We start from the raw sequence: 12437 nt of genomic DNA, 5'->3' as shown, positions 1-12437 counted from the left end.
ATAATACATTATTTTGATTTTAAGGGAAATACAATATACAGCACAAATTTATCAAGAGGAGAATTAGCATCATTAAATAATGAAAATTTTATTATTTATAAAAGATATGGAAATTATATAGATGCATATAATAATATGGGTGTTATTATATGGCGTACTAATACATCTATTTATCCAGAAATTGCTCCTTATGCCAAAAGAATAGTTTATCATTCTAGCGACAATTCAAAAATACAAATGTTTGATTTTAATAATAATCCATTAAGCAAACATATAAAATACGGAGAAATTATTACAGATGGAGCATTCGCACTTAATACAGGAGATTATATAGCAGGTTTTTCAAGCGGTGATATTGCATATATTAATAGAAATGGTAATTTATCTTTTTCAATATCTACTATATTAAGCGAAATAAATATAGTAAAATCTGTTGCTATAAGCGAATATGGAAGCTTTGCTCTATCAGTAAGTGGCATAAGACCAGAATACATAACTCTTTATGATGCCAATGGAAACACTATATGGTATTTAAATACAGAATTGAATAGAAGACGCCATGTATCAAGCTATATAAGTGAAAAATCTATGACAGCATTCATGCTAGCCGATAAAGATATTGTATTATATTCTCTAAATAAAGGAAAAGAAATCAATAAAATAAACATAGAAAAATATAATATGCAAAATGCAATAAATATGAAATTAAATAGCGAAACAAATTCAACTATTATGAGCGTATCTAAAGATGCCAAAAGTGTAGTTTTGATATATGATAATCATTCTAAAGAAATTGTGTTTGAAAAAGAAATAGAAGGCTGGGTATATAATCTTGATATATCAAATTTAGAAAATGAATATATGATTGTAACAGATAAAATTATTTATACATACAAAAGAGTTAAGCTATGAAAAAATATATATTATTATTGTTGTTAATATCATCTTTCTTATTTGCAAGAGTTCCTATAGATCCGAACAGAATAAGAATTACAAGTACATTTGGAGAGTTCAGAACGGATCATTTTCACAATGGTGTTGACTTTGGTGGTCATAAAATGGAGATATATCCTGTAAAAGATGGAGAAATAGTTTATTATACAGATGAGGCAGAAGACCCTACAAGACCTCTTTATGGGGTTGGTAATGTTCTTATGATAGAGCATCCTGATAGTTTAAGAAGCTATTATTATCATATAGAGCCAGGAAGTATTGAAAAATCTTATGCAAAAGTTACTGAAAAAGATGTGGTTGCTTTAACAGGAAACAGTGGAAGATCAGGAGGTGCTCATTTGCATCTTACAATAGAGAATATGAAAGAAGGATTGGTAGTAGATCCATTAGAATATCTAAATATAGATAAAGGCTCAATTCAAGAACCTTTAATTCATGGTATATATTTAAGGACTGAAAACAGACTTATACAAATAAAAGATAAAATGCCTATGAGGTACAATGGAGAAATAAAATTATTCGTAAAAGCTTATGATCTTTTAGGTGGAATACCTATGGGACTTAAAAGAGTAAAAATTTTTATGAATGATGATTTATTAAGAGATTATGATTTTACATATTTCATAAAAAGGGATAATGTTTATTATATATCTCCGAATTATACTTTTGAAGAAGTTTATGGAGTAGATTCTCACTTCTATAGAGGCGGTGTATTTATTCCCAAAAGAGGAAAATACAATTTTAAGGCAGAAGTTACAGACTTTGATAATAAAACTGTTGTACTAAATAGAATTGTTAATTTTTATTAATATAATTTTTTATGAATATAGTTATTTTACATGTAGGATTTGCTAAATACTTAGTTTATGCATTGAAAAGGATAAGAGAAACAAATAAAAATGCCAATGTATTTTTAATATCTGATAGAGAATATAAAGAGTATTCTAAATATTCTACTTATGTTAATATAAATAAAGTTTTACTAAAGAAGAATCTATCAATTTCAAAAATCATTATATACATCTTGGAAAAAGTGATCCTAATTATGAAATGTTTTGTATGCAAAGATGGATTATTATAAAAGATTTTATGAAAGAATATAAGATAAATGAATGCCTGCATATTGACAGCGATATATTAATATTTTCTAATTTAGATGAGGCATTAAAACCATTTTATAATTATGATATATCATTAGCAAATAAACTAGCTTTAACTATGTATATTAGAGATGTAAAAGTATTAGAAGAATTTTCAAAATATCTATTATTGAAATATACAGATGAAAATGAAATAAATAAACTAAAAAATATGTATTATAATGATCCATACAGAGTAAATAATGGAGTTGCAGGAACTATTTCTGATATGGATATTTCAAGGGATTTTTTTTCAAATACAAATTTATCGGTAGGAAATTTATCCGAAATAAAAGATGATTCAGTATTTGATTTTGGTATTGTTTATGGAAGTCCTAATTTTGAAATGCTCAAAAAAGATAAATATGAAATGAAAAAAATATTCTTCGAAAATGATATTCCTTTTTGTAATTATAATGATGAAAATATAAATAAAAAAATAAGATTTCATTCTCTGCATTGTTTAACATGGAGTAAAATATATATAAAAAAACTTGCTGAAAATAAAAATCTAAACTATAATCCATATTATATAAATATATATAGAGAATTTAATGTATTTAAATCAAAATTAAAAAAAAATTTCAGATAATTTACTAAATATAAAAAGTATAGTATAATTTATAAATGAATTTTAAACTAGAATCTCATTTCAAGCCTTCAGGAGATCAAATAACTGCAATAGAATCTTTGGTGCAAGGACTTGAAAACAAAAATAAATATCAAACTCTGCTCGGAGTTACAGCAAGTGGAAAAACTTTTACAATAGCTAATGTTATAGAAAAAGCAAATAGACCAACTTTAGTAATGTCTCATAACAAAACATTAGCCGCACAGCTTTACAGAGAGCTTAAAGACTTTTTTCCAAATAATGCAGTTGAATACTTTGTTTCATATTATGATTATTATCAACCTGAAGCATATGTACCTGCAAAGGATTTATATATAGATAAAGATGCCTCTGTTAATGATGAAATTGACAGATTAAGATTGAAAGCAACTACATCGCTTCTTGAAAGGAGAGATGTTATAATAGTAGCTTCTGTTTCATGCATATATGGTTTGGGTTCTCCTGAAGATTATAGAAAACTTTATATTGCTATAGAAAAAGACGGAGAATATGATAGAGATGAAATAATAGAAAAATTAGTATCTATACAGTATGAAAGAGTTAAAGATGTTCTTGAGAGAGCTAGATTTAAAGTTATAGGTGATACTATAGAGATAATGAGTGCTTATTCTGATGAAGTTATAAGAGTAGAGTTTTTCGGAGATACTGTTGAGCGAATAATGAAAATTAATCCTGTAACAAGACAGAAATTAGCAGAACAGGACAGAGTTGTTATATATCCTGCTAAACACTTCGTTACGGGAGGCGAAAAACTTGCATCAGGAATTAAACTTATAGAAGAAGAACTTAAAGAGCAATATAATAAATTCAAATCAGAAGGTAAATTGGTAGAGGCTGAAAGAATATATGGAAGAACAAAATATGATTTGGAAATGCTTAGAGAAGTAGGATATTGTGCAGGTATAGAAAATTATTCAAGACCATTATCGGGAAGAAAAGAAGGAGACAGACCTGCTTGTTTAATAGATTATTTTCCAGAAGATTTTTTAACTATTATAGACGAATCGCATGTAAGTGTGCCTCAAATAAGAGGAATGTTTTTTGGAGATAGAAGCAGAAAAGAAACTTTAGTAAAATACGGTTTCAGACTTCCTTCAGCACTTGATAACAGACCATTATTTTTTGAAGAATTTGAAAAACTTACAAATGACACAATATATATTAGTGCTACTCCTGCCGAGTATGAAATAAAAAAAAGCGGGCAGGTTGTAGAGCAGATTATTCGTCCTACTGGATTACTTGACCCTATCATAGAAGTATATCCAATTGATGGGCAAATAGATAGAATACTTGAAGAGATTAAAAAAACTGTATCAAATAATGAAAGAATATTTATAACAACTCTTACAAAAAAAATGGCTGAAGACCTTACAAAATATTTAAATGAAAATGGAGTAAGAACTAGATACCTGCATTCTGATATTCAAACTGTAGAGCGAGTTGAGATAATAAGAGATTTAAGACTCGGGGCATTCGATGTACTTGTTGGGATAAATCTTTTAAGAGAGGGGCTTGATGTACCTGAAGTTTCATTAATATTGATACTCGATGCTGATAAAACAGGTTTTTTAAGAAATACAACTACCCTAATACAGACTATAGGACGTGCGGCAAGAAATGCTAATGGTAGAGTTATAATGTTTGCTGATAGTATCAGTGATGCTATGAAAACAGCTATTGATGAAACTGAAAGAAGAAGAAAAATACAAATGGAGTACAATAAAGAACATAATATCACTCCAAAAACTATTATTAAAAAGATACAGGATATAATTGAAAGAGAAGAAAAAGTTGAAACATCTTATGAGCTTCATTTTGATTTCAGACGATTTAATGAAAGAGTAAAAATTGACCCTCAAAAGAGAAGCGATGATTATATAAAAGAGCTTGAAAAAGAAATGAAAAGAGCATCTGACAGTTTAGAGTTTGAAAAGGCTATTGAAATAAGAGAAAAAATTAATCAATTGAAACAGTTAAAGCCTCAAAATAAAAATGTACATAAAAATGTAACCTCCAAAAATCCAAATGGAAAGAGAAAAAAATAATCTCCAATTATAACATCAATAAATTATTGTATACAAATAATCAAAAAATAATTTAAATAGAAAAATCTGTACTTCCATTTGAAGAATACATTAAAGTAAAATTTTTTCCTCTATTATCTATATATGAAATATAAGCAATATTTATATGCTCAGAATATTTATTAAACATTTTTCTAATTGAAAAAGTTTTTTCTCTCAATACTACAATCTATATTAAATCTTATAAGTGTTAATATTGAATTATCTTCATTTTTTCTTTCACTTCTTTTAATTCTTCTAAATATTGTTTTATTAATTCTCTATCTAATTTTTATATAGAGACCTCATTCATAACAAATACACTACTTACAACTTCATCATCAATATGGAATTTAAAAGTACAATAAGAGTTATCATATTCCCAATCTATAGGATTAATAATATCTTTAATAACTTTCAATTTTTTTCATCGCATAAAATATATAAGCTATTGCATTTAATTTATCCTCCCATAATCAATACAATGTAAATTTATTTTATTCTATACAATCCTCAATAAATTCTTCTAGTATATATTTTATTATATAAAAATAAAAAAATTAAAATGTAAAATAAATTAATAAACAAATTAACATAATAATTTATTTTTATTGACTTTTTACCTATTCATGATATTCTAAACATTCCTAATTTAATAAATTATAGGATATGAAAAATGTTTTTAAACCTAGCTTTTTCGCTGATAGGCGGTTTTGGACTTTTTATGTATGGTCTTAAAGTATTTTCAGATGGACTTCAAGAAAGTACAGAAAACGCTTTAAAAGATATACTGCATAAAGTAACCCAAAATAAAATATTTGGAATTGCTTTAGGTTTTGTTATAACTGCCATAGTTCAATCAAGTAGTGCTGTAACTGTTATGGCAGTAAGTTTTGTAAATGCAAATATACTCACACTTTCACAGGCTATAAATATAATACTTGGTGCTAACATAGGTACTACCGTTACAGGTTGGATAATATCATTGAATATAGATGTACTTGCTTTGCCTTCGCTTGGAATAGGTTCTATGATAGTTATATTCGGTTCTGAAAATAGAAAACTTAGATTCTTTGGTGAAATACTAATGGGATTTGGTATGATATTTTACGGACTTATACTTATGAAAATGGCTTTTGAAGGAGTAAGAAGTTCTGAAGATTTCAAAAGAATATTTTTAATGGCAAATGCAAATACTATTTATGGAAGATTTTTATGTGTCATGATAGGTATGATTGTTACTGCAATAATACAATCAAGTAGTGCTGCTTTGGGTGTTACAATATCATTGGCAACTGTTGGTTTAATAGATTATCCCACTGCTGTAGCTTTAATATTGGGACAAAACATAGGTACAACTATAACTGCTGTTTTAGCAACATTAGGAGCTTCTACAAATGCCAAAAGAGCTGCTTTAGTTCACTGTTTATTTAATATATTCGGTGTTATATATATGTTCTTCCTATTCCCATATTATATAAAAATAGTTGATATTATTGTGGGCTTTATGAATATAGGAGATCCTCATCTTATAGTTAATAACAAATATGTAAATATATCTTTTTATATAGCAGCTGCACATACAATATTTAATATTATCAATGTTATATTATTCTATTTCTTAACAGAAAAATTAGAAAAAATAGTATGCATAATAATTAGAGATAAAGAAGATGAAAAACATGTAAGTGTTCTTTCAGATAAATTATTAAATATGCCAGTATCTGCTGAGATAGAAGTAAGAAAAGAAGTAGCTTATATGGGTGAAACTGCTAAAAAAATGCTTTCTAGAATAGAGCAGTTATTTGATAACCCTAGTGAAAGACTACTTACCAAAATAAGAGATCATGAAAAAATGCTGGATAATACAGATAATGAAATACATACATTTCTATTAAAACTGCTTGGTAAAAATAGTATAAATTCATCAAATATAGCTTCTCTTATAAATATAAGTACATACTATGAAAATTTAGGAGATAATTTAAAAGATCTAGGTAAAGCTATAATGAAAGGTAGTGAAAAAAAGACATTATTCAATGATACACAAAAAGAAGATATTATAAAAATGATTAATAATAATAAAGATTTTATAGATTATTTATCAACTTTGATACTTCAATATTATTATCTAAATAAAGAAAAAACTTATGATGAAGCTATGCAAAAATATCATGATATTAAAGGCTTTTATTATGAGGCAAGAGAAAGACATTATGATAATGTTGATAAGTCATTAATACCTGCTTTGAATGCACATTTATATGGAGATGTATTAGTGTATTTTAACCGATCTATTGCTAATTTAGTTAATATAGTTGAAGCCATAACAGAAAAAGATAAATAAATATACAAATTAAATATTAATTATGATATTAAATTAAATAGATGAATGAGTAGCTGATAATTTTTTGGCTTATTAACTATTTTTAATATTATATATATATACCAACTGAATACTTTTTATTATACAAGAAATAAAAAATCTAAAATTAAAAGTTTTATCACTAGCAATAAAAAAATTAATCACTAATTTATTTTTTATACCTTTAGAAATTTAAATCACCCTACAAGTTTTGTACTTTGATTTACTGCTTATCATTTATTTATAGGTATTCTCAAAAATATTTCTGTACCTATAGAAAGTACATTACTATTTAATTTATTCCATGCTTTTATTTCTGCTATATCAATATTAAATCTTCTTGCAATAATCCAAAGAGTATCTCCAGATCTAACATGATACATTATATCTTTATATTCATAATCGGGAGATGGTAAAGATTCAAAATATACAAATCTGCCTTCTCTTATTCTCTGCTGTTCTTCCTCATACTGTGCCAAATCCACCTGTTTAGCATTATCAAGCCCCTGTATAGGAATCATTACCTGCTGACCTATATTAAGACTTCTTGATTTTAATTTATTTATTTCAACTATAGCATTAATAGGTACATTATAAAATTTTGATAAATGAGAAAGCGTTTCATTCATTTTTACCTCATGTCTTCTAAAAGTAACTCTTTCAGAAGCTGGTATTTTGCCAAAAGTGTCATTGAATTTATTTCCCATACCTTCTGGAATTCTAAGCGGATATCTCACCATTCCCGGAGGAGTAACACCTCTAGCCAAATGAGGATTCAAAGCTTTCAAGTCTTCCGTATCTACATCTATCATCTTGGCAATAACTGATAAATCGGCAGCATCATCCACATAAACCAAATCCCCTTGAGGAAAAACTACTTTAGGTTTATTTATTTTAAATCCAAATTTTTCTGGATTCTTAGCTATTATAACGGCAGCAACATATTTTGGTATATACTCCTCTGTCTCTTTTGGAAGTACTCCAGCTCTTAATAAATCTTCAAAATCATTACTTTTTACTTCTCTAATTGCCTTAGATATTCTTCCACCACCTGCATTATATGATATTAATGCTATTACCCAAGATTTAAAATTTTTATCAAGTCTAACTAAATGATCAGCAGCAGCCTTTGTAGAACGTTCTGGATCAAATCTATCATCAGACCAATAATTAACTTTAAGATTGTATATTGCCCCTGTCATAGGCATAAACTGCCAAAGTCCAGCAGCACCCACATGAGAAACCGCCTGAGGGTTAAAATCACTTTCTATTATAGGAAGATAAACTAAATCTTCTGGAACACCTTTTTCTTTAAAAACTTCTTTAATATAAGGAAGATATATTTGAGACCTATCTATGATTTTCTGCATATAAGGTCTCCAACTTCCTTGATATCTATTTATATAATAAGAAACTCTGTCATTTCTAAAATTATTTACATCAAATCCTCTAAGTTCAACAACTTTTATATCTCGACCTAATGATTCTCCATATACGCTTAATTCATAAAAGTTTGCCCCTTCCAATGCCTTTCTTATATATAAATCGAAAGTATCGCAGGAATTGGCAAAAATCATTATTATTATAAGAGAAATAATCAATATAATTTTTTTTATTTTTTTAATAATTAAAACCACCTTAATAATTAATTCATATATTAAACATTATTATGAAAAGATTTTCAAGTTATTTTAATATTTAAAATCGGATATTAATATGAATAAGTTTAATAAAATAGGCGGTATGAAACTTTCATAGCACCTATTTTATGTATAATAAAAATTAATTTTCTAAATAAGCATAGAAAAATTTATGAAAACCTAATGGATTGTATACAACATCTTTTAATTTAGGATTTACAAGTAAAGGTTCAGTAAAGAAGTAAATAGGTATTGCTCCCATATCTTCTTCTATAAGTATTTTTTCAGCTTCATGCATGGCTTTCATTCTTATTTCATTATCATCTGTAGACATAGCCTGAGCTATTAAGTCATCATATTTTTTATTACTGTATCCACCATTATTTTGAGTATTATAGCTTGTAAATAAACTCATCATAGACATAGGATCAGAATAATCAGCTGACCAATAAAGTCTACCTATCATAAATTTTTTCTCTAATAAAGTTTGACCAAGTAAAGCATTATCTATTTGAGTAATTGTAGAATCTACATTAAGATGTTCCTTCCACATTTGCTGAACTGCCTCAAATATACCTACATGATTACCAGGATCTGTTTTGAACTCTATAACAGGGAAACCCTCTCCATTAGGATATCCAGCCTCAGCAAACAATTTTTTAGCCTTTTCTATATTTTTAGCATATCTGTTTTTTGATATATCATAAAAATCTCCGCCATTATCTCTAAAATCGCCATCTATATCCTTAACCGCATAAGGCACCCATCCACCAGCAGGTTTCTGTCCACCTTTGGTAATATTTTCCACTATATAATTTCTATCTATTGCAAGAGATAAAGCATGTCTAACTCTAGGATCTTGTAAATATTCATTAGTTACATTAATAGGATAATAATATGTAGCTATTAGAGGCTTAATTTGTATTAATCCCTCTTTAGATAAACTAGGAATATCCTGCTGAGGAGGTTCATAAGCCATATGTAAAGAACCATCTTTTATTCCAGCTATAGCAGCTGCTCCATTTTGCATAAATACAAATGTTATTTTTTCAGCTATTATACTATCAGCATTCCAATAATTATTATTCTTTAGCATAATAATATTTTCATCTATATTGCGTTCTGACATTATATAAGGTCCATTACCTATATAAGTATCGGGACTTAATGTCCATTTGTCGCCATACTTCTCTATAATATCCTTTCTTAAAGGAGAGAATGTAGGAAATGCTGTCACTTCCAAGAAATAGGCTGTAGGGGCTTCTAATTCTACAACTAATGTATGATCATCAATAGCCTTAATACCCAAAGCATCAACAGGTAATTCGCCTCTTGTGATAGCCATAGCATTTTTTACAGGTTCATGCTGATAACTATATTCACTTGCAACTTTAGGATCAACCTGTCTTCTCCAGCTGTATACAAAATCTTCTGCCACAACAGGCTTGCCATCTGACCAAGTAGAATTAGTTCTCAGAAAAAAAGTATATGTTTTACCATCTTCACTAATTTCCCATCTTTCTGCCACACCTGGAGCTATATCATTATTTTTATCTCTAACAGTTAATCCTTCAAATACATGAGATATATAAATTACACCATATATTTGAGCATTTAAACTAGGGTCTATAGTTTTTGGCTCTACACTTAAATTTACCACTATATCTTTACTGATAGATTTGACTTTTTGAGAACAAGAAGATAATAAAACTGATAAAAATATCAAACTAATATTGGTAATTAAAAATATTTTTTTACATTTCATAAAAGACTCCTCATAATTAAAATATTTTAACTAAATTATAAGTAGAAAACTAATTAAAAGTTATATATACAATTTTATATAATTTTTAGACTTAGTCAATTAAAAAATGAAAAATTATTGATTCTTATTAACAGTTTTTATTTGATTTTCACATTCGCCTTTATTTTTAAAATCAAATATATTATCAATAGAAATACTTACCATATTTGAAAGTGCTTCATCAGTATAAAAAGCAAAATGAGGAGTTATTATCACATTATCCATTTTAAATAATTCTTCGATAATATCATCTTTTAAAACTATATTTTTTATATCCTTATTAACATATTCTATTTCATTAGAATATACATCTATAGCGGCACCTCCAATATGTCCATTTTTAAGTCCATTAAGTAAATCTATATTATTAACTATTCCACCTCTGCTAACATTTATAATATATACTCCCTTTTTCATTTTACTTATAGATTCTTTACAGATAATATCCTTTGTTTCTTTGGTAAATGGTATATGATATATTATGGCATCGCTTTCTTTATATAATTTATCCAAACTAACATATTCAGCATAATTTTTTATCTCTTCTTTTTGAGTTCTTGAATATACATATATATTTTTTGGAGAAAATCCTTTTAAATGTTTTATAGTCAAAGTACCTATTCTTCCAGTGCCTATAACACCAATATTTAAATTTCTAATCTCTTTTGCCACAAGTCCTGTTCTTATATAATTTCTATTATGGGAATTTATAATCAAATTATTATAATGTTTAAGTAAGGATAATAGAGAAAGCACTGTAAATTCACTAACAGAATTAGGAGAATATGACGGAACATTTGCTATTTTGATTCCTATTTTATTTGCATAATCTATATCAATATTATCAAAACCTACAGATCTTGTACTCATATATTTTACACCGTATTCTTTAAGTTTATCAAGAACTTTATAAGTAATGGCATCTCTTGCATTAAATACAATAGAATCATATCCTTTGGCATTATCTACATTATCAATATTTAAATGATATTTATGCAATTTAAATTTTGTATTGTATTTCTCTTCCATCAATTTAAAATATTCTAATTCATCATCTAAAACAGAATATACAACTATACTCATAATTATTATCCTTTAATAATTTAAAATAATTATAATTATATCTATGTAAAATGTAATTAAATAATTTCAAAATTAAGTTTGGAAAAAGAATACATACAATATCGCACAAAAAACAAATATTATAATAGCTCCCAATCCAAAAATAACTAGTTTGAATGTATTAATTTTAGAAAAAATCTTTTCAAAGAATGTTTTATTTTTATCTTCTGAATTACTTTCTTCTTTACTATTTTTATTACTACTACTAACATTTAAATCTCTATTTGGATTGAAAAGTTTTAATTTAATAGGTTCAATCTCTTCTATTAAGCAACAATATCCATCTATCAATTTCAGTAATATTTTAATTGATTTTTCTTCTACAGTCTTTTCCAAAACTTCAGCAGGAACTAAATATTTAGAATATTTATCCTTTTTGCCCTTAAGTTCTAAATATATAATATTCTCTTCAACAGTATTTGAATTTATACTTACTAAAACTTTATCTCCTATCTCTATATCATTTATAGATTTACCTCCTATAGGGTCTACAACAAATGAAGCATTTATTAATTTATATGAAGGAATATTAGATTCATTCTCATTATTATTTTTAGTGCCATCATTATTTGCTAAATGCATAGAAGAAGCAGATTCTAACTCTTTATTAACATTATCTATAGCTAAACGAACATCATTAATATCAATTATTTTTGTAGTTATATCAAATGTTCCAATATGAAAGTCCATAAATCTATTCATACTGCTAGAAAACATAT

At 26.8% G+C, this 12437-nt stretch carries 9 protein-coding genes and 1 pseudogene; 6 read left to right on the top strand and 4 right to left on the bottom strand.

Going from position 1 to position 12437, the window contains the following annotated elements:
- From Q1J76_RS03820 to Q1J76_RS03795, 6 genes are all read left to right on the top strand, one after another.
- On the top strand, positions 1–912 hold a 912-nt coding region (locus Q1J76_RS03820), incomplete at its 5' end, for a TP_0783 family beta-propeller protein (protein ID WP_300367047.1).
- Positions 909–1763: a M23 family metallopeptidase gene (locus Q1J76_RS03815; protein WP_300367044.1), complete on the top strand. Its 855-nt coding sequence runs from the start codon at positions 909–911 to the stop codon at positions 1761–1763. The genes Q1J76_RS03820 and Q1J76_RS03815, both read left to right, overlap by 4 nt.
- 11 nt (positions 1764–1774) lie before the next feature.
- On the top strand, positions 1775–2035 hold the full coding sequence (locus Q1J76_RS03810) for a hypothetical protein (protein WP_300367041.1): 261 nt from the start codon (positions 1775–1777) through the stop codon (positions 2033–2035).
- Positions 2014–2685, top strand: a complete 672-nt coding sequence (locus Q1J76_RS03805; RefSeq protein WP_300377878.1) for a hypothetical protein — start codon at positions 2014–2016, stop codon at positions 2683–2685. The genes Q1J76_RS03810 and Q1J76_RS03805 overlap by 22 nt, the downstream gene beginning before the upstream one ends.
- 35 nt (positions 2686–2720) lie before the next feature.
- Positions 2721–4769, top strand: coding sequence for an excinuclease ABC subunit UvrB (uvrB, locus tag Q1J76_RS03800; protein ID WP_300367035.1), 2049 nt, complete (start codon positions 2721–2723; stop codon positions 4767–4769).
- Positions 4770–5463: 694 nt separating this feature from the next.
- The gene (locus Q1J76_RS03795; protein ID WP_300367032.1) at positions 5464–7134 is read left to right on the top strand and encodes a Na/Pi cotransporter family protein; all 1671 of its coding nucleotides are present in this window, start codon (positions 5464–5466) and stop codon (positions 7132–7134) included.
- Positions 7135–7385: 251 nt separating this feature from the next.
- On the opposite strand, the gene Q1J76_RS03790 is transcribed toward Q1J76_RS03795, so the two are convergent.
- The 4 genes and pseudogenes from Q1J76_RS03790 to Q1J76_RS03775 all read right to left on the bottom strand — a co-directional run.
- Positions 7386–8729 carry a LysM peptidoglycan-binding domain-containing protein gene (locus Q1J76_RS03790; RefSeq protein ID WP_300367050.1) on the bottom strand — a complete coding sequence of 448 codons (1344 nt, stop codon included), beginning with the start codon at positions 8727–8729 and terminating at the stop codon, positions 7386–7388.
- Positions 8730–8934: 205 nt separating this feature from the next.
- Complete coding sequence (locus Q1J76_RS03785) at positions 8935–10557, bottom strand: peptide ABC transporter substrate-binding protein (protein ID WP_300367029.1); 1623 nt, start codon at positions 10555–10557, stop codon at positions 8935–8937.
- A gap of 114 nt (positions 10558–10671) precedes the next feature.
- Positions 10672–11679 (bottom strand): NAD(P)-dependent oxidoreductase, encoded by a 1008-nt coding sequence (locus Q1J76_RS03780; protein WP_300367026.1) that lies wholly within the window; start codon positions 11677–11679, stop codon positions 10672–10674.
- Positions 11680–11751: 72 nt separating this feature from the next.
- A pseudogene (locus tag Q1J76_RS03775) lies at positions 11752–12437 on the bottom strand (hypothetical protein); the annotation flags it as partial.

The sequence above is a fragment of the Brachyspira sp. genome (genome assembly GCF_029258575.1).
Taxonomy (GTDB): Bacteria; Spirochaetota; Brachyspiria; order Brachyspirales; family Brachyspiraceae; genus Brachyspira.
The sequence above is the reverse complement of the archived record's forward strand: the minus strand, read 5'-3'. Positions and strand labels throughout refer to the sequence as shown.

Coding starts and splice junctions, on each gene's coding strand:
- Q1J76_RS03795 (WP_300367032.1), top strand. CDS start 5,464: ATGTTTTTAAACCTAGCTTTTTCGCTGATAGGCGGTTTTGGACTTTTT.
- Q1J76_RS03805 (WP_300377878.1), top strand. CDS start 2,014: ATGCAAAGATGGATTATTATAAAAGATTTTATGAAAGAATATAAGATA.
- Q1J76_RS03810 (WP_300367041.1), top strand. CDS start 1,775: ATGAATATAGTTATTTTACATGTAGGATTTGCTAAATACTTAGTTTAT.
- Q1J76_RS03815 (WP_300367044.1), top strand. CDS start 909: ATGAAAAAATATATATTATTATTGTTGTTAATATCATCTTTCTTATTT.
- uvrB (WP_300367035.1), top strand. CDS start 2,721: ATGAATTTTAAACTAGAATCTCATTTCAAGCCTTCAGGAGATCAAATA.
- Q1J76_RS03790 (WP_300367050.1), bottom strand. CDS start 8,729: ATGATTTTTGCCAATTCCTGCGATACTTTCGATTTATATATAAGAAAG.
- Q1J76_RS03785 (WP_300367029.1), bottom strand. CDS start 10,557: ATGAAATGTAAAAAAATATTTTTAATTACCAATATTAGTTTGATATTT.
- Q1J76_RS03780 (WP_300367026.1), bottom strand. CDS start 11,679: ATGAGTATAGTTGTATATTCTGTTTTAGATGATGAATTAGAATATTTT.